Annotated in this window: 23 protein-coding genes; 12 read left to right on the forward strand and 11 right to left on the reverse strand. The window is 56.3% G+C overall.

What is annotated here, in order from left to right; translation table 11 throughout:
* Positions 1-110 precede the first annotated feature (110 nt).
* Complete coding sequence (locus tag EDB94_RS05880; protein ID WP_108017739.1) at positions 111-554, forward strand: YHS domain-containing (seleno)protein; 444 nt, start codon at positions 111-113, stop codon at positions 552-554.
* Between the two features lie 122 nt (positions 555-676).
* Positions 677-844, forward strand: coding sequence for a hypothetical protein (locus EDB94_RS20690; RefSeq protein ID WP_008172490.1), 168 nt, complete (start codon positions 677-679; stop codon positions 842-844).
* A gap of 2 nt (positions 845-846) precedes the next feature.
* Here EDB94_RS20690 and hutH read toward each other — a convergent pair whose 3' ends face one another.
* Both hutH and EDB94_RS05890 read right to left on the reverse strand, forming a co-directional pair.
* Positions 847-2,418, reverse strand: coding sequence for a histidine ammonia-lyase (hutH, locus tag EDB94_RS05885; protein WP_181259011.1), 1,572 nt, complete (start codon positions 2,416-2,418; stop codon positions 847-849).
* Positions 2,408-3,574, reverse strand: a complete 1,167-nt coding sequence (locus EDB94_RS05890; protein WP_108017741.1) for an AMP-binding protein — start codon at positions 3,572-3,574, stop codon at positions 2,408-2,410. The genes hutH and EDB94_RS05890 overlap by 11 nt, the downstream gene beginning before the upstream one ends.
* 209 nt (positions 3,575-3,783) lie before the next feature.
* Here EDB94_RS05890 and pyp point away from each other — a divergent pair, with 209 nt between their 5' ends.
* The 3 genes from pyp to EDB94_RS05905 all read left to right on the forward strand — a co-directional run bounded on the left by pyp (position 3,784) and on the right by EDB94_RS05905 (position 5,944).
* Positions 3,784-4,197, forward strand: coding sequence for a photoactive yellow protein (pyp, locus tag EDB94_RS05895; RefSeq protein ID WP_108017742.1), 414 nt, complete (start codon positions 3,784-3,786; stop codon positions 4,195-4,197).
* Positions 4,198-4,287: 90 nt separating this feature from the next.
* On the forward strand, positions 4,288-5,226 hold the full coding sequence (locus EDB94_RS05900; RefSeq protein ID WP_108017743.1) for an NAD-dependent epimerase/dehydratase family protein: 939 nt from the start codon (positions 4,288-4,290) through the stop codon (positions 5,224-5,226).
* A gap of 37 nt (positions 5,227-5,263) precedes the next feature.
* Positions 5,264-5,944, forward strand: a complete 681-nt coding sequence (locus EDB94_RS05905) for an arginine N-succinyltransferase (RefSeq protein WP_108017744.1) — start codon at positions 5,264-5,266, stop codon at positions 5,942-5,944.
* A 48-nt stretch (positions 5,945-5,992) separates the two neighbouring features.
* On the opposite strand, the gene EDB94_RS05910 is transcribed toward EDB94_RS05905, so the two are convergent.
* Complete coding sequence (locus EDB94_RS05910) at positions 5,993-6,328, reverse strand: co-chaperone YbbN (protein ID WP_108017745.1); 336 nt, start codon at positions 6,326-6,328, stop codon at positions 5,993-5,995.
* A 2-nt stretch (positions 6,329-6,330) separates the two neighbouring features.
* Complete coding sequence (locus EDB94_RS05915) at positions 6,331-6,963, reverse strand: cold shock and DUF1294 domain-containing protein (protein ID WP_108017746.1); 633 nt, start codon at positions 6,961-6,963, stop codon at positions 6,331-6,333.
* A 228-nt stretch (positions 6,964-7,191) separates the two neighbouring features.
* Between EDB94_RS05915 and EDB94_RS05920 the strand changes: the two genes are divergently transcribed.
* The gene (locus tag EDB94_RS05920) at positions 7,192-7,743 is read left to right on the forward strand and encodes a hypothetical protein (RefSeq protein ID WP_260312515.1); all 552 of its coding nucleotides are present in this window, start codon (positions 7,192-7,194) and stop codon (positions 7,741-7,743) included.
* 36 nt (positions 7,744-7,779) lie between these two features.
* Positions 7,780-8,394: a PEGA domain-containing protein gene (locus EDB94_RS05925; protein ID WP_108017747.1), complete on the forward strand. Its 615-nt coding sequence runs from the start codon at positions 7,780-7,782 to the stop codon at positions 8,392-8,394.
* A 27-nt stretch (positions 8,395-8,421) separates the two neighbouring features.
* Here the strand turns inward: EDB94_RS05925 and EDB94_RS05930 are convergent, their stop codons facing one another.
* Complete coding sequence (locus tag EDB94_RS05930) at positions 8,422-8,715, reverse strand: hypothetical protein (RefSeq protein ID WP_108017748.1); 294 nt, start codon at positions 8,713-8,715, stop codon at positions 8,422-8,424.
* Positions 8,716-8,975: 260 nt separating this feature from the next.
* Here EDB94_RS05930 and EDB94_RS05935 point away from each other — a divergent pair, with 260 nt between their 5' ends.
* Both EDB94_RS05935 and EDB94_RS05940 read left to right on the forward strand, forming a co-directional pair.
* On the forward strand, positions 8,976-9,320 hold the full coding sequence (locus tag EDB94_RS05935) for a PBPRA1643 family SWIM/SEC-C metal-binding motif protein (RefSeq protein ID WP_014578104.1): 345 nt from the start codon (positions 8,976-8,978) through the stop codon (positions 9,318-9,320).
* Positions 9,321-9,347: 27 nt separating this feature from the next.
* The gene (locus EDB94_RS05940; protein ID WP_108017749.1) at positions 9,348-9,782 is read left to right on the forward strand and encodes a DUF3010 family protein; all 435 of its coding nucleotides are present in this window, start codon (positions 9,348-9,350) and stop codon (positions 9,780-9,782) included.
* Between the two features lie 72 nt (positions 9,783-9,854).
* Here EDB94_RS05940 and EDB94_RS05945 read toward each other — a convergent pair whose 3' ends face one another.
* On the reverse strand, positions 9,855-11,054 hold the full coding sequence (locus EDB94_RS05945) for an MFS transporter (RefSeq protein WP_041645517.1): 1,200 nt from the start codon (positions 11,052-11,054) through the stop codon (positions 9,855-9,857).
* 224 nt (positions 11,055-11,278) lie between these two features.
* On the opposite strand from EDB94_RS05945, the gene ggpS reads away from it, so the two are divergent.
* Both ggpS and gtfA read left to right on the forward strand, forming a co-directional pair.
* Positions 11,279-13,552, forward strand: a complete 2,274-nt coding sequence (ggpS, locus tag EDB94_RS05950) for a glucosylglycerol-phosphate synthase (RefSeq protein ID WP_108017750.1) — start codon at positions 11,279-11,281, stop codon at positions 13,550-13,552.
* A gap of 17 nt (positions 13,553-13,569) precedes the next feature.
* Positions 13,570-15,012, forward strand: coding sequence for a sucrose phosphorylase (gene gtfA, locus EDB94_RS05955; RefSeq protein WP_108017751.1), 1,443 nt, complete (start codon positions 13,570-13,572; stop codon positions 15,010-15,012).
* A 48-nt stretch (positions 15,013-15,060) separates the two neighbouring features.
* Here gtfA and EDB94_RS05960 read toward each other — a convergent pair whose 3' ends face one another.
* Entirely contained in the window at positions 15,061-15,501 is a 441-nt protein-coding gene (locus EDB94_RS05960; RefSeq protein ID WP_108017752.1) for a DUF4174 domain-containing protein, read from the reverse strand.
* Positions 15,502-15,731: 230 nt separating this feature from the next.
* Here EDB94_RS05960 and EDB94_RS20850 point away from each other — a divergent pair, with 230 nt between their 5' ends.
* The gene (locus EDB94_RS20850) at positions 15,732-16,241 is read left to right on the forward strand and encodes a Tfp pilus assembly protein FimT/FimU (RefSeq protein ID WP_311316505.1); all 510 of its coding nucleotides are present in this window, start codon (positions 15,732-15,734) and stop codon (positions 16,239-16,241) included.
* Positions 16,242-16,502: 261 nt separating this feature from the next.
* On the opposite strand, the gene EDB94_RS05970 is transcribed toward EDB94_RS20850, so the two are convergent.
* The 4 genes from EDB94_RS05970 to EDB94_RS05985 all read right to left on the reverse strand — a co-directional run bounded on the left by EDB94_RS05970 (position 16,503) and on the right by EDB94_RS05985 (position 21,136).
* Positions 16,503-17,990: a hypothetical protein gene (locus EDB94_RS05970; RefSeq protein ID WP_108017753.1), complete on the reverse strand. Its 1,488-nt coding sequence runs from the start codon at positions 17,988-17,990 to the stop codon at positions 16,503-16,505.
* 62 nt (positions 17,991-18,052) lie between these two features.
* Positions 18,053-18,754, reverse strand: coding sequence for a hypothetical protein (locus EDB94_RS05975; protein WP_108017754.1), 702 nt, complete (start codon positions 18,752-18,754; stop codon positions 18,053-18,055).
* 246 nt (positions 18,755-19,000) lie between these two features.
* Positions 19,001-19,423 carry a hypothetical protein gene (locus tag EDB94_RS05980; protein WP_108017755.1) on the reverse strand — a complete coding sequence of 141 codons (423 nt, stop codon included), beginning with the start codon at positions 19,421-19,423 and terminating at the stop codon, positions 19,001-19,003.
* A gap of 408 nt (positions 19,424-19,831) precedes the next feature.
* Positions 19,832-21,136: a ferric reductase-like transmembrane domain-containing protein gene (locus EDB94_RS05985; protein ID WP_108017756.1), complete on the reverse strand. Its 1,305-nt coding sequence runs from the start codon at positions 21,134-21,136 to the stop codon at positions 19,832-19,834.
* Positions 21,137-21,231: the final 95 nt, after the last annotated feature.

The raw sequence follows: 21,231 nt of genomic DNA on the forward strand, positions 1-21,231 counted from the left end.
TTTCCCACGTTAACGTCGATCCAGTGAAACAAAACTGATGATTCCGGTTCTAAAACCGGATAGCACGGCGCAGAATTCCAAAATGCCTGAAATCCTTCGGGGAAATCGATATGAACAGACAGCTGACATTCATCACCCTCGTATTCTTCTTGACCGCCAGCGCCCGGGCCTCTGAGCCTGCCGTCTACACCGGCCTGCTGAGCAATACCGGGGCGGGCGGCTACGACACAGTCAGCTACTTCGAAACGGGAAAACCAGCCAAAGGCTCGCGCGAATACACCACAGAGCACCTGGGCGTAACCTGGCGATTCGCGAGTGCGGAGAACCTGACGCGCTTCGAAGCCAATCCTGAACGCTACTTGCCTGCCTACGGCGGCTACTGCGCCTGGGCGGTTGCCCAAGGCTACCTCGCCAAAGGCGACCCTCAACACTGGGCCATCCGCGATGGCCGGCTGTATCTCAACTACAATGAGTCAGTTCAGGATCGATGGCTGAAGGACACAGAGGGCTTCATTCGTCAGGCAGACGCCAACTGGCCAAAGATTCTGGAATAACGAATAGAATTGGTCTCGGTTTAATCTCAAACACACCGGTGGTAGCAAGCCCGCCAGCGGTCTGCCCCGCTGCAAATACCGTACTATTCATGATGCATTTTAAATCAGGACCGGGGTGTCTTATGGAATACGAACACGCTATTGTGAAATTTGAAGGCGACGTTGCCGTTCTGCTCTGCAACGGCTGTGGCATCAAGATCACAGAGGGCACCAAGCACGAGGACCGTGAGCATTACTGCACCATGTGCATGAGCGGGAACTGCAAAGCGAAATTTAAGAAAGGGAACTGAAATCACCGCTGGAGTTGAATATCCGCCAGAGTGCCCGGCAACTGAATGCTCTGCGCAAGGTCGGCGATATCTCGATTCAGAGGGCGGTCGTTGGTCAGCCGAGGCACCCTCAAGCGAACCCAGGCCAGCAATTCGGCAACTGCGTTGCCGGGGGCGTAATCCGGGGCTTGCTGCAATCTCAGGTCCACAGCCTGGGCCACCATTAACGCATCAATGGCCAGCAGGTTCTTCAATAAAGCTAGAAGCTCTGCGGTGCGGCGGGCGCCGATCGTTCCCATGGTGACCACGTCCTGATTATCGCCGTTGGTCGGTATCGACTGGATAGACGCCGGAATCGCTTTGGTGCGCATCTCCGCGAGCAGGGCGCTGGCCGTCACTTGGGCACCCATAAAGCCACTCTGAAGCCCCGTGTTGTCGGGTTGCAGAAACGCCGGCAGGCCTTTGTTCAGCCGTGGGTTGCACAGACGGGCAATCCGCCGCTCCGCGTGCACGGCCATCGTGATAACAGCGTTGGCCAGGGCGTCTGAGGCAAACGCCACGTGCTGGCCGTAAAAATTGCCGCCATGGAGCACGCCGTCTAGATCGTCCGGAAGAATCGGGTTATCGGTCACGCTGTTCAGTTCGATATGAACAATCTGGTTGTGCCAGTCGATCTGATCGCTGACGGCGCCTAAAAGCTGGGGCGCACAGCGCAGGCTGTAGGGGTCTTGGATGGCGCTGTCCAGGCGGGTCACTTCGCCGGGACTGACCGTATGCGAATCTTCTGATCTTTGATCTGTTGGCTTGACCAGAAGATTCAACCATCGGTGCGGGCGCTGCTGGCCCGAATGAGGCCGAACCTCACCGAAAGCCGGATGCCAGGCTTCCAACCTGCCATCTAGCACTTCAGCATGGCCTGCGCATAGCAGCGTGCTCCAGCGCAGCGCCCGTTCAGCGCCTGTTCCATTCAGACCTGCAATGCCGGTCATTGCAGACGTGCCGTTCACCAGCGCCAGGGCATCTTTCCCGCCAGGCTCAAACGGCTTGATGCCAATACTCCGCAACACCTCGTCGGCCCGCCTGGGCTCACCGCCCGCCAGACACATCTCGCCCTGCCCCATCAGGGCGCCGGCAATGTGAGCAAGCGGGGTAAGGTCGCCGCTGGCACCAACGGTGCCCATGGAGGGCACCACCGGAACGGCATCGCGATTCAGGCACTGCAAGAGCGTATTGAAAGCCGCGGGAGAAATGCCCGAATGGCCTTGCGCCAGGGCACTGATGCGCGCCGCCATCGTAGCGCGGGTTTGCAGGCGGCTCAGGGGTGCGCCAACGCCGGCGCTCAAGTGGGCAATGAGGTTTCTCTGCAACGCTCCGGAATAATCACTGCCCACCAGGGTATCGGCCAGTGGCCCGTAACCCGTGGTCACACCGTAGATGCGGCGGTTTTCCTGCAGGTAGCGAGAGAGGCGATCGTGGCTGGAGACAATATTGCGTTCCACCGCCTCGGTCAGAAGTAACGGCAATCCGTGGGCAACGGCTTCAAGCTGGTTCAGCGATAAACCCGCGGTGGTGAGTTCCACACACTTACCAGTCACAGAGTTTTCCCATGGCGTTCCTGGGCAGCGCATCGCCCAGCGTCAGGTTGATGGGGCGTTCAGCGGCAGAAAGACTCGCCTTCAGCCAGTCACGCAGTTCGGCTTTCAACCCATCATTTGCGTGATGTTCGGCAACAATGAAAGCTTTCAGGCGCGTGCCATGGTCGGTCGCCATCGGACGCACAGAACAGCTCTCGACCCCGGGGTGACTTTCAATGAAGGCCCTGACCCGGTCTGGCCAGACGTTGACACCGCCCACCTGGATGGCCTCATCTCGCCGCCGCAGGGGAATCAGGGTACGCTCTGATTGCCATTCAACGTGATCGGGTAACAGGCCGACAGTGCCCGCATCAGACACCAAATGGTCGCCATCCTGCCTCTTCCAATGTCGGAATAGCTGAAAGCCACGCCCGGTCTCCGTGCGCCATGCAATGCCGCCGGTATCGCTGGCGCCGTACACCTCAATCATCGTCTCCAGGCCCTTCGCCAGAGCCGCCCGAACAACCTCCGGTGGGCAAGGCCCAGTCGACGTCACGCCGATCACTCCCGGCGGCAGCGCATGGCGGGCACTGCCCAGATACTGCCACCACTCCGGAACGGCCAGCAGCAGGTCGCCATGCTGGAGGTTGTGATGGGCTTCTTCAACAGCCTCTCCACCGTGGATAAGCGTCAGGTTCAGTTCCTCACTAAGCAGCGGTCCCCAGATGAATCCATAGATATGATGCAGGGGCACCAGGGCAATGATGCGCCGGGCATTACCAACAATCTCTCTGATTTCCCCGACTTCCGAAAGAAGATGAGCAAGCCTCTGGGCCACCAACTTTGGTTCGCCCGTGGTGCCGCCAGAACGGAACCAGATCTGATCGAGCGTGCCATCGTTGAGGTTGTCACAAATAAGTTCACTCCATTCGCTCAATCGATGGCGCCGCAACAGCCATTCCTCAGCGCCGGTTTTCTCAAGCTCAAAGAACTCCGTCACACGACGGGCAACCGCCAACTCATCCAGAGAATCCAGTGCGGCTGGGCCATCTCGCAAATGGTCGCTGGCCTGTAAATCAAGCAGCAATTCGTTTACTGCTACCCCACGGTCGGCAGCCAGCGTCGCAGCCACCAAGTGCTGCAGGGTTGCGATGCAATTAGAACGGGAAAGCGGCATGGTCAGTACTCAACGGCGTTTAATACAGGTCTGAGGCTACGATTGCTCATGAACTTCATCACCAACGGTTACGCTGATTTGTTAAAAAACGACGTTCGCCTGGCTGAGGCTTATGTAAAAAATTGTCAGCAGCCGCTTATCCGTGCACCGATTTCCCGCCTTGTACGTAAGGTTTGACAACCTATCTACTGCTGTAAGGGGTGCACTGAATGAAAGTGAAACGCGTGAAGTTTGAAGTGGAAGACCTCGAAAACGCGATGTCCAGTCTGAGCGACTCCGAAATCGATAACCTCATGTTCGGCGCCATTGAGCTGGACGCAGAGGGCACCATCCTGCGTTACAACATTGCGGAATCCGAACTGACCGGCCGAAAGCCCGACGAGGTGATTGGCCGGAATTTCTTCAACGACGTTGCTCCGTGCACCAACAGCGACGAGTTTTCCGGGCGCTTCTTCAAAGGGGTCGAAACAGGCGAATTCAACGCCGTATTTGAGTATGTGTTCGATTACCAGATGGAGCCGACCAAAGTGCGGATCATCATGATCAAGTCTGTCAGCCAAGACACCTATTGGCTGCTGATCAAGCGTAAGCTCCTGAATGAGACTCGGGAGCAGCGTCATTAGACCTGTTCCGTTTTTCGAAAGCGTCCTACCCTTGGGATTATCATTTCAGCCGGCTTAAACTGCCCTGCAGCAATCCAAGGAGCCATACTCATGCAAACCATCCTAGGTGCAAGCGGGCAGATTGGGCGGGAACTGGCGCTCAGCCTGAAACGCGACTTTACCAGTGACATACGGCTGGTCAGTCGAAAGCCGCAGAAAGTAAACGACACCGACCAGCTGGTCAGCGCGGACCTGCTGAATGCCGATGACGCCTTGCGAGCGGTTGAGGGCTCGGGCATCGTCTACGTGACCGTGGGTTTGCCAATGGACACCAAGCGCTGGGTGGAGCAATGGCCTGTCCTGATGCGCAACATCCTTCAGGCCTGTGAGCGACACAACGCAAAACTCGTGTTTTTCGATAACACCTACATGTACCCGCAAACGGCAACACCCCAGACCGAAGAAACGCCGTTTCAGCCCAATGGCGAGAAAGGGGAAGTTCGCGCCGCCATCGCCAGAGAACTGATGCAAGCGATGGACGAGGGGCGAGTGAATGCCATGATCTGCCGCGCCCCGGAGTTTTATGGCCCCGGAAAAACCCAGAGCATCACCAACGCGACAGTCCTCAACAAACTGAAAGCCGGCAAGAAGCCAACCGTCTTTCTTCGCGACGATACGCTACGAAGCCTGATCTACACGCCGGACGCCAGCCGTGCCATGGCCCTGCTGGGCAATACGCCCGACGCCTACGGACAAACGTGGCACCTGCCCTGCGATGACCAGCGCCTGACCTATCGGCAATTTATTCAGCTGGCGAGTGAGATCTTCCATACCGACAGCCAATACAAGGTACTCAAGCGCTGGCAGCTGAAGCTGGCCGGGTTGCTGAATCAGCAAGTACGGGATGCAGCGGAGCTGTTGCCACGCTACGAGGTGGACAACATTTTCGTGTCTGACAAGTTCAAAAAGCGCTTTCCGGAGTTTCGCGTAACAACTTTCCGGGAGGGTTTGACGGCGGTGGCAGAAGAGCCGATGGCTGCACGGAACTAACGGAACGAATCCAAATGGCAATCAGGTGGCATTGGCAATGAATGAGACAACCGAAGCAAAAACGCCCTCCGCACGGCCGCCCGAAAAGAAGGGCTTCAGTGGCTTACACGTCTTTGGCATTGTGCTGCTCACCATCGTTGCCACAGCAAGCATTGGTTACTGGTGGTTAAGCCACTATGTGTTTCCAGACAACTTCGAACCCGTAACCCTGAATGCCAGTGAACAGGATTCACTCAACACCAAACTGAATACGCTGGGCATTGATACCCTTGGCGGTGAACCTGGCGGCCCGTTGCAGCCGGAGCCCTACAGTGAGGAAGGTGCCAGCCGGGAGGTACGCTTCAGCGAGCGGGAACTCAATGGCATGCTCGCCAACAACACGGATCTGGCTCAACGCCTTGCCGTCGATCTCTCGGACGATCTTCTGAGCGCTGTGCTTCTCGTGCCTTTTGAAGAGGGTTTCCCTGTACTCGGCGGCCGAACGGTGCGAGTAAATGCGGGAGTTGAACTCTCCTTTGCCAACGGTCGCCCGCTGGTTAAGTTAAAGGGAGTGAGCCTGATGGGCGTTCCCATCCCCAACGCCTGGCTGGGCAACCTCAAGAACGTGGATCTGATCAACGAGTTCGGTGCCAACCCGGGGTTCTGGCAATCCTTTGCAGCCGGCGTGGACTATATCCAGGTCCAGGATGGGCGGTTGCTCGTTCGGCTCAAGGAGTAGCCCCTGACGTGTTTCGTGGCCAACTCAGAAGCAGATCGTATGCCCGATTCAGTTCTGCGTCATAAGCTCGTAGGGCCGCTCCAGCGCAGAACGTACATCGCCAATAGAAAACACCCTGGCGAATTCCGCGAATCGCTGCCCGTCAAACCAAAGCTGGACAACAGGCAGAGAAAAAATACCCTGCGCCGCACATAATGGACCGGCAGTCTCCTGACAATCGATGTAAGCGGTGGCCAGCTTGGGGAATTCCTCGTTGGCCAGCGCCTCCAACCGCGGCTTGATGGCCTGACAGACGCCACAGGTTGCTCCCCCATATAGAAGCAGCACCGCAGGGCTGGACTTCAACAAGTCCGCCAAAGTCTCTTCTGAACAGACTTTCTGCATAACTACATCCTGATGAGCATGACCGGTTTAATCTCCAGCGCCTGCCGCGCAAACTCGGCATCCGGCCAGAACAACAGCCAGCCGAGCACCGCAAGATTTAGGATCACATAAACCCAGAAGACCACCTGAAACGAGGTTTTGCGGGTTTTATGACGAAAGAATTGTTGGCCCACCAGCGCACCCGGCCAGCCACACAGAAGCTCAAAAAGGTGTAGCCGTCCCTCCGGCACGCGCCGGTTGCCACTCTCGGCGGCTCCTTTGTCGATCGCGTACATCAAGAAGGTAACCAGGCTCATCACCCCATAAGCCACCGGCAACAGAACCGGCACATAGCCCAAAAGATACAACGTCGACACCGCTCCACCGACTGCAGCAGCAATCAACAGCGCAACCCATACTCCGGGCGCGACCGCTGCGCGATGCCGTGCGACGCCGGCGTACTGGAAACTGGCCGCTCTTAACCGCCCTTTCTCGTCTTTGGTCTGCGAGTAAACCACCTTACGGCTGGCCGAGGGCCTGCCCTGCCCCTTGTAGGCGCTGATGTGAGCAAACAGACGCTCGCCCCCGTTTTCCGGTGTGATAAAACCGAAGCCCTTGGCATCGTTCCATGAGGTGAGAGAGCCTTTTTGATTCACTTATTTCTTCCCTGAATAGTAAGTTTTGTGCCTGACACAAAAAGCCCGCAGCACTGAAACAAGCTCCAGAGCGGACTTTCCGTGACATTTCACGAGATTTTACTCCGGTTAGCCCCTCAGTTCATAGCAAGCTCACCAACGCTCGGCTACCATGGCGCGCCGCCATAAGCTCCGGCGTGTCGGCAGGGAATAACTCAAAATAATCAATTAAGTAAGAAGGAATCTACTGTGCGAAACGCAAGGATCCTGGCAGTGCTGGCTGCTCTGCTGTACCTCACAGGCTGCGCCTCCGGCGCCAAAATGGGCAACATGGTGTATAAGGGGCCAGTGAAGGCCTACGACACAGCCCTGGAAGACAATGTGGATGTCACCAACGTATCTGGCGGTGAAAAAACAAACCCCGCCTGGACTTCTGAAATCGACAACGACGCGTTCGCTGGCGCCCTGAAGCAAACCCTGCAGAAACAGGGACTGCTCGCAGGCTCCGGCCGCTACCAGCTCGAAGCGCTCCTGCTGGAAGTTGACCAACCCATGTTCGGTCTGGACTTCGAGGTAACCACCCACGTGAGATACATCCTCACTGACCGCGAAAACAACGGTGCCGTGGTTCTGAATGAAACGGTTGTCGCCCCCTACACCGCCACCATTGGCGATGCATTTGCCGCTATCAAGCGCCTGAGACTGGCCAACGAAGGCTCCGGCAAAGCCAACATTCAGGGTCTGCTCGACAAACTCGCCGAACTGCAAATCCAGCCCGGTGACGTCTCCCTCACGCAATAACGTTTCTGGAACCACGTTCTACAACAAGGAAGAATCATGAAGTACTCCCTACTCCTCACACTCGCTGCAATCGCGTTTCTGTCGACCGGTTGCGCGTCGGTCGTCTCAGGAACCGACCAGAAGCTCACCTTCAACAGCGAGCCCGAAGAAGCCACCGTTACGGTTTCCGGCCGAGTGCTCGGTAAAACGCCACTGACAGTGCCAGTGGACCGGGGCTCCAACCAGTCCATTACCTTTGAGAAGGAAGGCTACGAGACCTACACCGCTCAGCTCTCTACCTCAACCAACCCCTGGTTCTTCGGGAACATCGTGATCGGCGGGCTTCTGGGTTCCACTACCGATGGTGTTTCAGGGGCCATTCACGAGTTCTCACCGGACCAGTACTTCGTCACCCTGAAGCCTGACACCCCGACCGGGATCTCCACCTCCAAGCCGCGACAGATCAAGGAAATCATCATCGCGTTCAGCGGAGAGTTTCGCCACCAACTGGCGAGCGGTGGCGGTGAAAAGGTGGACACCATCGTGCAACTGCTGGGTGTCGATGCCTCCCAGAAAGACACCACCATCCGGGCACTGAACCAGCTCGCGCTGGCGAACCAGAACGACCTGGAGCTGGCCAAGACGATTATTGAGGTTTACGGCGTTCAATAGAGCGCCACTCTGGAAAATTTCCGGCCATTACATGGATGTTTTATCCCCTTCGGACATTCCATCCTTTTTCATGGCCTCTTTTTCCATAGCCTCTTTCTTCATGTCCTCATCCATCATGCTTTCGGTCTTCATCCCGTCATGCATGGTGTCCATGGTGTCGGACTTCATGGAGTCTTTGGCCATACCGTCACCTTTCATGTCGTCCTGCATCATGGTGTCGTCCATTCCCTTGTTGCCCTTGTCCATGTCGTCCGCATGGGCCGGGGCCATCAGGGCCAGGGTGGTACCGAGGGCCAGAAGCGTCGCTGTCAGGCTTTTCATTGTGCATTCTCCTTATTGGAAATAGTGTCTATTCGACACTGCCGACCCCATACCTGAAGACCAGCAGCATCAGAATGCAGACTAAGCAGGAACGCTTACGCGGCCGTCACGGCTGGGTAAAAAGTCGATCAAGGAAAGGTCACAAAACCGTCACGGGGGAGCGGGCGGATTTTGTATCTCCCTATATCGCCGTCTCCATAAGCATGCTAAAAGACTCCTCCCGGCAATAGCCCGGGCATTCTCCCCATCAGGATCTCAGCATGTCAGACAAATTTTTCTTCAAAGGCCGGCAGGACGCACGCCAGCACCACACCACTTACGGCGGCTTTCAGACCAACGCCAGCCAGAAGAGTGGCAGCAAGAAATACCCGCTTACGCTGGTGGTGACCAGTGACGCGCGCAAGCAGGAAGTCGAAGCGCAAGTGGCCAGGGCTAAGCTGTACGCGAACATTTCGGTGGATACCCGCGAGGGCGCCGTTGAGTCCATTACCGAGCTCACTGCTATCCTGACCAAAGGCGGGACGGTTACCACGGTAAAATCGCCTTCACGTAACGATATCTGCAACTGCGGTAGCGGGCTCAAATTCAAGAAGTGCTGCGGCTGATAACCGGCGGGCACGGGGGAAATGGCTATGATTGTTTGCGGTGTTGAGCTTACCGGCAGTGATGCAGTGGTGTGTTTCCTGAATATGGACCGGGGGCAGTTCAATCTGCCGGAGTGCAAGGTGCGCAAACTGTCACTGCCAAAAAACCACAGCCGTGAAGACCTGAAGCAGTTCCAGGCGGCCTTTGCGGCGTTAATGGCCGAGTACGGCGTGACTCACGTCGCGATCAAAGAGCGAATGCCAAAAGGCAAATTTGCCGGTGGCGCTGTCAGCTTCAAAATGGAAGCCGCCATTCAACTGATCACCGACATCGAATTGCGGGTGACTCTGCTGCCCTCCGCTCTCATCAAGTCCACACTGGCAGCCAATCCGCTGCCCATTGCGTTTGCAGAGACGGGGTTGAAGGCCTTCCAGGAAGCGGCCTTCGTTTCCGCCTATGTAGGGCAGCTACAGAGCCAATGACTTCCCGGCTATCGGAAGCTCGAACGCGGGTCACTCAGCGTCCCTGGAGCGGTGAGACGGTGCGATAACTATCTATCGCTCAATCATTTCAACAATCTCATGGGACGACTGCGCCATCGGCTCAAAATGCGCCTGCTCGCCCGCGGTGAGCACGGAGACATGGCGAACCTGATAGATCGCATAGGTGGCGAGCAAGCCCAGAACAACGGCCATGTAAACAGGCATGCCCTGCGGGCCCACCAGATTCATAATCAAACCCACGAGCAGAGGCGCCAGGGCAGCGCCCGCACCGTGCAGTACCAGCATGTCCGTGGAACCGGAAACCACCTCGTCGGGGTGCAGCTGATCGAGTAGTTGCGCCACACCCAGCGGGTACAGCGAGAACGACAGACCGCCCCACACAAAGAACACCGCCATCAGTGACGTGTTGCTCCAGGCCAACGGCATCATCAGGCACATTCCAGCCGCCAGCGCCGCCACAACGACCAGCACCTTCCGACGGTCCTGAGTATCGGAAAACCGGCCGATAGGGATCTGCAGCAACGCACCGCCCACAATGGTGAGGCTCATCAACAGCCCCACCTCCGACAACCCGAATCCGAGCTTGCTCGCGTACAACGGCGCCATCGCCCAGAAAGCGCCCATGGCCAGGCCGGAGAGCGCCGAGGTAGCAACGGCCAGCGGCGCAAAGCCGATGATTTTCTTCAGGCTGCTCTTAGCCCGCTCGGGAATGTGGGGTTGGCTGCGACTGCTGATGGTGATGGGCAGCAGCGCCCAGCAACTGAGGATGGCCGACACCGAAAACAGTACCAACAGCTCGCCCGGGCTCAGCCTGAGCAGTTGCTGAGCCAGGGCAATTCCCCCAAGGTTGACCACCATATACATGGCGAAGACCCGCCCGCGCTCGTGCTTCTCAGCGCGGGCGTTTAGCCAGCTCTCCGTCACCGTCATCAGGGTGACCAGGGACAATCCGTAAAGAAAGCGAAGCGCCATCCATGCCCAGGGATCAACCCATAGGGAGTGCAGCAGCGCGATGGACGCGCACACCGCCGCGCAGAAAGCAAAGGTACGGATATGGCCCATGCGGCGGATCAAACGGCCACTGATAAAGATGCCGCAGGCGAACCCCACGAAAAAGCCGGACATGATGACGCCGATCCGCGCCGTGGAAAAACCCTGCTCATTGGCCGTAACCGCCAGCAGCGTATTCAACAAGCCACTGCCGAGCTGTAATAGCGCGACACTCGCGAGAATTGCACCAATAGGGCGCATTAAAGTCCAGATACACACCTCCCTGCCCTGAAATGAAAGGGCTTGTTTGCCTCAGACAGCAAGCACTTGGGGTGTGTTGTTCAGTTTTTGTATCGCCCTGATCGCCGTGCCACTGCTTACTGGCCTGCAATCGCTGCGCCATAGGTGACGCTGTTAAATCCGATTCCGGTATGAAAGCTGCAACGCATTCCTTATCTGAGCAAAAGTTTCGATAGGAGCAGACTATGTTACTGGCCACCGATCTCGATGGTACTTTTCTCGCGGGTGATCCCGATAACCGCCTCAAGCTCTACCGACTGGTTGCCGCCCACCCCGAAATAGACCTGGTATTTGTGACCGGTCGCGGCCTGGAATCCGTGCTGCCGCTGCTGTCCGACCCCACCATTCCGCAGCCGGACTACATCATCTGTGACGTCGGCTGCACCGTGGTTCACGGCGAGACCCAGCAGGCCATCCAACCGCTGCAAGGAGAGATCGACGAGCTCTGGCCGGGCGAACAGATGATCGAAGACGCCCTGCTCCCCTTTGACGGCCTGCAGCGACAGGAAGTCCCCCAGGAACGCCGCGTGTCCTATTTCTGCGCCGGCGATGTGGTCACTGACAAGATGGTCGCCCGCATCGAGGCGCTGTCCTGCACTGCGCTCTTCTCCAACCACAAGTACCTGGATATCCTGCCCCAGGGCGTGAACAAGGGGCGTACCCTGTCACGACTGGTGAAACACCTGAACGTCGACCCGGAATCCGTGCTGGTGGCCGGCGACACCCTGAATGACCTGTCGATGTACGAGCACGGCTTCAAAGGCGTGTGCGTGGGCGAATCTGAGCCCGGCCTGCTGGACGCTACCATGCACAAGGCAAGGGTTCTTCACGCCGTGGCCACCGGCTGTGGCGGTATCCTTGAGGCGTTCGAACACTTCGGGTATCTCGGCCATCTGGGCATTGAAGCGGAAGCGCCGGACTACATGAACCGGGGCAAATCCGACCTGGTGATCGTGTACCACCGCCTGCCCTACGAAGAAGTGGTGGAAAACGGCGAACTGATCCGCCGTCGCCCCAAATCCCCCAATGGCATCATCCCCACGCTGCTGAGCTTCTTTGCCGACGGCAAAGCCGGCTCCTGGGTGGCCTGGTCCATTGACGACCCGGACCTGGGCCCGTTCCAGACCCACACCGAAGTGGATACCGACCGTTACGAAAAACTGGTGGCCGCGCGGGTGCCCCTAAGCAAAGACGACGTCGAGATTTTCTACAAGCGGTTCTCCAAGGAAGCCTTCTGGCCCACCCTGCACACCTTCTGGGAACGGGCCACCTTCCACGATGATCACTGGCAGGTGTTCCTCAAGGTCAACAAGCAGTTTGCGGAGCGCGCGGCCGAGGAAGCCGCAGAGAACGCGGTGGTGTGGATTCACGATTACAATCTATGGATGGTGCCGGCCTATCTGCGCGAGATTCGCCCGGACCTTACCATTGCCTTTTTCCATCACACCTATTTCCCATCGGCAGACGTGTTCAACGTGCTGCCCTGGCGCCGTGAAATCGTTGGCAGCCTGCTGCAGTGCGATCACATCGGCTTCCACATTCCCAGGCAGGCGGAAAACTTTGTTGATGTGGCTCGCGGTGTCACGCCCCTGGAAGTCACTCAGAAAGCCGGCTGTGCGCCCCGGTTCCTGACTTACGGCTGTGCCGTGGGCCTTGATGAGATGAGCACCGAAATCAAGGTGAATGATCGCAAGATCGGCCTGGGCGCCCACCCGGTGGGGCTGGACCTGAACCGGGTGCGACATGCACTCGCAGACCAGAGCGTGATTGACCGCATGGAAACCCTGCGTGAAGAGCTGAAGGACGTTCGGCTGATTCTGTCGGTCGAGCGCCTCGACTTCACCAAAGGCATCATCGAAAAACTGGATGCCTACGAACGCATGCTCAACGAGCACCCGGAGCTGAAAACCAAAGTTACCCTGATGATGGTCTGCGTGCCGGCGGCCGCCGGGATGACCATCTACGAGGAACTGCTTTCGCAGATCGAGCAGACGGTCGGTCGCATCAACGGCCAGTTCGCACAGGTGGGCTGGACGCCCGTGCAATTCTTCTTCCGCGCCCTGCCATTCGAGGAACTGGTGTCTTACTACACCATGGCAGACGTGATGTGGATTACACCGCTGCGGGACGGCCTGAACCTGGTGGCCAAGGAATACATTGCCACCCAGGGCCTGACCCAGGGCAGTGGCAGGCTGGTGCTCTCGGAATTCGCCGGCGCCGCCGCCGAACTGCGCGGTGCCATCCTGGCCAATCCCCACCACCCCCAGGACCTTGCCGACACCTGCTACTACGCCCTGGCCATGAGCCGCAGCGAAGCACAGAATCGGCTCAGCGAGGCCTTTGAAGTGGTCAGCCGTTACGACATCGATTACTGGGGGCGGGAATTCATCGACACCGCCGAACAGCGCCGCGCCACCAAACTGGAAAAGATTCTGCCCATTGGTCATTGCGCCGCCTGAACGGAGGAAACCACACCATGTTGCTCAAAAATGCGGTGCAGCTGATCTGTTACCCGGACCGGATCGGCAACAATCTGAAAGACCTTTACACCGTGGTGGACACGCATCTGTCCGAAGCCATCGGCGGGCTGCACATCCTGCCGTTTTTTCCCTCCAACGCCGATGGCGGCTTCTCGCCGCTGACCCACAAGGAAGTGGACCCGAAGGTGGGCACCTGGGACGACATCGAAGCCTTTACGGCAAAGTACGATCTGTGCGTGGATCTGACGGTTAATCATATCTCAGACGAATCGCCGGAGTTCACCGACTTCATTGCCAACGGCTTCGACTCGGAATACGCCGATCTGTTTGTGCACGTGGACAAATTCGGCGAGATCTCACCGGACGACATGGCGAAGATTCACATCCGCAAGGAGAAAGAGCCCTTCCGGGAAGTGACCCTGTCCAACGGCACCAAAACCCGAGTGTGGTGTACCTTCACCGAACAGCAAATCGACCTGAATTACGAATCCGACCTGGCCTATCAGCTGATGGAAAGCTACATCGGATTTCTGACATCAAAAGGCGTTAATCTGCTGCGGCTCGACGCCTTCGGATACACCACCAAACGGATCGGCACCAGCTGCTTTCTGGTGGAACCGGAGGTGTATCAAATCCTCGACTGGGTCAACCAGGTTGCCTTGAAACACGGGGCGGAATGCCTCCCGGAAGTACACGACCACACCAGCTACCAGTACGCCATCAGCCGGCGCAACATGCACCCCTATGGCTTCGCCCTGCCGCCGCTGCTGCTCTACTCACTGCTGGACGCCAACAGTGTGTATCTGAAGAACTGGCTGCGCATGTGCCCGCGCAACATGGTCACCGTGCTGGATACCCATGACGGCATCTGCATTCCCGATGTGGAAGGCGTTTTGCCGGATGAGAAAATCAAAGTACTGATCGACAACATCGACGCCCGCAGCGCGGACCCCATCATGCGGCGCTCAGCGGCCAACATTCACAGCGTGGGTGCCATCTATCAGCTCACCTGCACCTTTTATGACGCGCTGATGCAAAACGACGACGCCTACATCGCCGCCCGGGCCATCCAGTTTTTCACCCCGGGCATCCCACAGGTTTACTACGTGGGGCTACTGGCCGGCTGTAACGATCACGAGCTGATGGAACAAAGTGGCGAGTTGCGAGACATCAACCGCCATTACTACACCCTCGAAGAAGTGGAGCAGGACATCCAGAAACCGGTGGTACAACGCCTGCTAAGCCTGATGAAGTTCCGCAGCAACTACCCGGCCTTTGATGGGCACTTCGAACTGAACTATTCCAACAACTCAAGCGTGGCCATGGCCTGGCGCCATGGAGACTATTACTGCCACCTGTTTGTAGACCTGAACTTCAAAACCGTGAAGGTCACGTATACCGATGTGGAAACGGGGGAAAGCCGACAACTGGAGTGCTGACCGAGGGGCTGGATGCGCTGTATGAGGTTATTGATCGGGTCTCATGCTTCAATCAGCGCGCATCTCCCGAATGCGCATCGGCATGCCGTCGATACGGCGGAAAATAGCGTCGAGATCGAGACTGGATTCGCGGCTTTTGATACCGCCGTCTTTGCCGATCAACAGGACCCGGCCATACGAACGGGACTCATCAAGAAAAGCCTTGATGTCGCTTTCGAGGCTGCTCGAAACCGCTTTCTGATTTGAAACCACATCCGACCCGGTGTTCACAAACCAGACAATATCCCGGTCGTCGATCTCGGCCCGGGCACTCCTGAGCGTTTCGATCTCACCGCCATTTTCACTGGTGGCTTGAACCAGGATAAGCCGGTTTTTCCACTGGTAGTCGTCCAGCCTGTTCATGTCGGCCCCGTGTGTCGTCAGTGTGATAAGCGAAAGCACCACCGTCAGAGTGGCTTGCCTTATGGTGGCGACAAGATTGGAGCTCATGCCTCTGTTCCCCTGAACATTATCCCAAGACGATACGAGAATTTGGGCTCACCTGATCATAATGGCTGCCGTTTGAAGCTTACATTGGTTGTAGAGCTGACCAAGCTGCAGCGAAAAGCGGAACCGAAACGGAAACCTCAGGTAATGATATAGTTACCAGCAAAACGTAGTCGTAGGTTCAGGTTTCGACACCCCTCGTCACCCCACCCACAATCAAAAAGAGCACCGTCGTGATCCATTTCAAACAGGGCAGGCCTCCTCACAAACCGGTTGAAAACGCATCTGCACAGGGCTTTACCTTGATAGAGCTGGTCATGGTGATTGTCATCCTGGGTATTCTCGCTGCCTTTGCTCTGCCACGCTTTGCGGATCTCGGTTCAGACGCCCGTGTTGCCACCCTTGAGGCTCTGGAGGGTGCCATGCGCTCGGCCGCGGGCACTGCACATTCCCTCGCAGTGCTTCAGAACAAAACCGACTGCGCAGCTGATCCAACCGTGGAAATGGGAGGGGAAACGGTCACCCTTCGCTGCGGTTACCCCTGCCCTCATCCCAACGGCATTGGCAGGGCGGTTGACGCCACAGGCAACTACTCATTCGTTGGCGGAAACTGCGGTGGCCAATTGGGAGCAATAGATGTGCGGATCACTGACGCGCCGGATCCTCCCAATTGCAAGATCCGCTACACGTCCGCCCGGCAGGACAGGCAACCCGCCATCGCATTGACTACGAGTGGCTGCTAGTTATAAAACGTTGGCATATTAATGACACCGAACCGTTGGTGGCGATACTCCGAACTGACTCAGCTCAATAATCTCACCAACCACACCACCCTCACCTTGAGACGCCCCTCATTAATCGGCAGAGAAAGCGCCTAAGGTCGGCAAGCACCTCAAGCGCTTTCAGAAACTCGTCGTGGTCGCGAATCTTTCGCTGCAGTGAGCAAAGCAAATCACTGCAGCGTTGTATTCATGACGTTTTCATCGGATCAAATACGGGCTGGATTAGCCAGCTGTAGCCTTGAGATCCATCTTCAAAAGACGATCAATAGTCTCCTTTCGAATCTTGGACACATCGCTCATTTCAAAGCGCTCTGCGTCACGTTTGGTCAGCTCTACCTGCAACCGATCTTGTTCGGCCAATGTTGGATCAAGCAATGGTTCCACCGTAATCATGGATTGGGCGCTCCGGCGACCTCGCACGCTGGCAACAATGTTTGAAGCGATGGAGATGGCATCAAAATCCCCCTCGAAGTTCTCAAAGTGCCCGTCTTCCGACTCTTCATCAAAGGTAAGTTCGGTCACTTTCACGACCTGGTTATCAAGTTGATCACGCATCGCCCCAATATAGTCTTGGAGTAGATCTGCACTTTCATCTGAGATGCTGCGGCGATAGCCATCCATCCGCCCGTTGCTCATCAGCTTTTCCTGCAGATACTCGGGCGCTCTGTATTCAGCCAATTCTCCCTCAAAACGAAGGATCTGCTCTTTGGCGCGATTCACGTTCCGCTCGACCGTGCCAGGATTGCGAAGGTCGACCGTTTTACCGCGCTGGGCGTTCCGGTAGGCATTTTCTGCAGAGTCTACGGTTAAGTACAGTCCAGTTGGCTTGCTGCTCCAACCGCCTTCTTTGCCAATTTCGGCACGTACCTGGTCGAGTTCGAGCAGATACTTCTTAGCCACTTTGGCCACTTCTGAACCTTTGGTGCCGTAGTTGTTCCCGCCAGAAAGATCTTGGATGTAGAGACACTTACCCCATTCATCAAGCATGTTTACAGGAAGGCGCCGTCGCTGGGACGGGCATGCAGCAGGTTTGGTCTTACCCGAAAAGTCAATGTAGCGGTAGCGTTCAAGCGGATTGGCATCGTAACGCTTATTGATACCCGAGGTTGCAACGACCTCGTTCAATTTGGCAACAGAGGTCTCCCTGAGCTGGTTATATGCACCAATTGCCGCATTGAGCTTTGTCCTCGCCGATTCATACTCAGCCTTGGCTGCTTTCACGTCGCTCTGATACTTGTTCAGCTTGGCGTCGTACTGAGTAATTTTTGCCTCAAGCTCAGCAATTTCCTTTTCCTTCCCGGCGATTTGCTCGCTTACCTCACTTTCAACACGTTTGATATACCCGCGGACTTCGTCCTGAATAACGCTCTCAATGTTGGACATATCAGGAAAGCCCTCGCCTTCAGGAAAAGTCAGCGAAAGAGACGGCATTTCACCGCCCGCCCGGATCGCTTTAAAGACTTCATCGGGATAACTGAACCTGTCATCGCCCGAATAAGTCATCAACGCGATGCGATCGTTTTCGAACTGCTCGATAAGTGCAAAGGTACCCGCCTTTGCACCGTAAACATCACCACGTATATCCACGATGTCAGCGATATCGCTTGCGATCTGGGTATCGAGGTATCCAGAACGGGGCACATCGCTACAGCCGACGAAAAGCACGGAGAAAGCAATACCAACTGTGCCGAGAAGCTTTTTGAAAGTCATAATTTTCCTTGATTATGGGCATCAAAGTTTTTGGCTGGCATTGCCAGCCAAACTAAAAGCAATCAGCCGCTGTGTTTCTCCAGCATTTGATCAACCATCGGCTTCAGCATTTCCCGGGTCATGGTGCGAAGCTTAGTCGCTGAAATTGTCTCGAGACCAGAAGTACCACTTGCCCACGTCACGTCGCTTTTCTGCTCGTAAAGGATTTCTTCCTTGCGGCTACGAATCATTTTCATGACGCCTTCAAGCTCAATGGTAAGCCCACCATCTTTCAGGATCTGCCCCATGTAACGGATCTGGTTGTCGATGCCTTTTACGTTACCAACTTCCTCCAATCCTGCTGATACCACCGCATGGACACCCAGCGATTGGCCAACCTCATGATAAATGGAGTCGATCTCGTAATCGGGCGTGATGCGCGGATTGATGGGACCGTTGACCTTACGAAGCTCAGCGCGGAATTCTTCAGGCGACACGACACGAAACTTGCCGGATTCTTCCAGCAGGTTGTGCAGTTCGGTAATCATCGCCTGGTACATGAGCACGTTGTCTTTTGGGTAATCCGTTAGACCGTCAGACAGATCGGCGACAGCCACTGACTGAACCTGCATAAACACGTCTGATCGAACAGGATCTTCGAGTTTGTTCGGATTTACATTCTGGAGATCAGTTTCAAAAGCAGCTCCGCGCATGCTCATGATGACGCCACAACCCTGTAGCGAAAGAAGAGAGAAAAGAAGGGCAATCGTGATGAAAGTCTTCATTACATGTTTCCTGTTTGAGTTTGATGCTTGGGGAACCCTACCCTCAGTACTTGCCTTCGCGGACGCGGCCAAACGTGGAGGTAGGGGCCCAGAGATTCATCAATATTCTGAATTTCTCGAAAATGCATCGCCAAAGACGCGATGCATTACAAAGGGAGCGGAATGAACAGAAAAAGACAAAGGGCGTTCGCTTAAAAAAGGAGCCAAATCTAGGTGTAGCTCACAGCGGCAACGCCCATCACTTCTTCAGGCTTGAGGGGCACTCTCTGGCTTATTCGAGATTTTCTCGACATTGAGCGCGATCGACAGTGCGAGAATAAGGAACTCCTTCGCCAGCGACAGGCCGATCACACCAAAATAGGTAGAGGCAAGTGTGGAGAGAAAAATACCGAATCCACCGCGGTAAGCTGAAGCAGCCATAACGCACGCAGCTACGATACCAACGAACCAGGACAAGAAAATAACGCCGTCCCAAGACGTCTTAAGCCATTCGAAAACGGGAAATTCAGTGTGGGAGGTAGGCTTGGCTGATTTACTACTGTTGCGCATTTCTGCCAACCGGAACGCAGCACCTTTCCAGATCGTCCACGGAATCGTAAACACCCGTAACACGCAGACAATCAAGGCTTGCAAAATGGCTGGAATCACTGCGTTCGTTAATTCTTTCATTGTATCTCCTAATAGTTTTTATGCGACTCAATTCGCGGCATGAAAACTAACAAAATCACAGTAATTCAGCCAGTTAGTAACGGTCATATAATGTAAAATGACAAGTAAATTACGCCAATTATTCCAGTGAGAACATCCAGGCTTTGAATGTGTTTCGCAATAGGTCGGGCATTCTCCCCACCAGGATCTCAGGATGTTAGACAAATTTTCTTCAAAGACCGGCAGGAAGCGCGCAAGCAGGAAGTCGAAGCGCAGGTGGCGACACGAGAACCTAGTCTCACCTGATCATACCCTGGCCTGCCTTGGCATCAGCGCAACACAAAAACCAGCAGGATCAGGACCAAGGTAATATTCAGCCCCCAGATGACCAGAGAAAGCCGCCGCCGCTGAGTCAGCCGCTGGATTGGATTAGTCATAGCTGAACCGCTCCGAGAGAATCTGGTGAGCGGGTGTGCCCCGCTGGATCAGGTGATCCTCAGCAACGTCCATCATGGCCGCCGGCCCGCACATTACGAAGACCCAGCCACGGAACTCCTGCTCTGAAAAGACACGGTCCATCAGCGCTGCATCAATGAAGCCGGTCTCTCCCTGCCAGTCTTCTGGCGGCTCTGACAGCACATAGACCACACCCTCATCACCCAACTCGTCCTGATAGGCGATCTGCTCGGCGATCCGGTTGCCATAAACCACCTTCACCTTGCGCGAATCGCTGGTCAGGCGCATTTGCCGGAGTATGCCCAGCAGCGGCGCGAGGCCAACGCCACCGGCGATGAGCGCGACCCCGGGTTCTTCGCGTTCCTCGACCGTAAGGTTGCCATAGGGGCCATCCAGATAGGCGACGGTGTCAGGTTTTATCTCGCCAATGGTTCGGGTGAAGTCGCCAAGCTCCTTGATCATGAAGGAGACCTCCGGCCCGGCCGCCGGTGCTGCGGAAATGGAGAACGGGTTTTCGCTCATCGAGAACGGGCTACGCCCCAAGTTCAGCCAGGCGAATTGCCCGGCCTTGTAATCCAGACCACGGTGACCGTTGGGGGTCACGGTCACTTCCCATTGCTTGGGCGTCAACCGAACGACGGACGTCACGCGCCAGGGGCGAGCCTTCTGCAGCCAGGGGACCACCAGGTAAACCATCAGCAATGACCCAACCGCCACCCCCGTCATGACCAGCCACACCCAGGTCATCACCGGCTGCGACCCGTAACGCCCGGCATACACGGTATGGTGCAACAGAAGTACCGCGATCAGCAGCGCGCCAATTCCGTGTAACAGGCGCCATGTCTCGTATCGGTAGCCCAGCTGGGTGCGGCCGATGGCCATCACAACAAGGCCGGTAAGCAACAGCCAGGCGACAATGCCTGTCGCCAGATCAGAAAAATCCGTTGTGAGCGTCAACTGGCGCGTGGGGTCCCATGGGCGCTGCCCTCCTGTCGGCGTCCCCTGGTAAAGAAACGGGTGCAACAGAGCAAAAGCCAGGGCTGTGCGAGCCATAACCTGGTGAAACCGCATGGTCACATCCATGCCGACGCCATTGGAAATGGCCCGAAAACGCCCGGACAGTATGAATTCCGCGAGGATCATCGAGAAGGCAAGAATGCCAAGGCCGGAGGCCAGTTCCTGGTGAAACTGGCGTGGTGGACCTCCTACCCATGCGGACAGGAGCAACGGCAGGGTAACAGCGACAAGGTAAGCAACGATCAGAAGGAGCGGTTTCATCTGGCTAGTTTGCTTCCCTTCCTTTAGTCATTCAATCTACCCAACTTCAAAGCCTGCCAGAAACCCTCATCCCAACGCAGTCACGTGACATGGAG

Origin of the sequence: Marinobacter sp. 3-2, assembly GCF_003751355.1 — a bacterium.
GTDB classification, from domain to species: domain Bacteria; phylum Pseudomonadota; class Gammaproteobacteria; order Pseudomonadales; family Oleiphilaceae; genus Marinobacter; species Marinobacter adhaerens.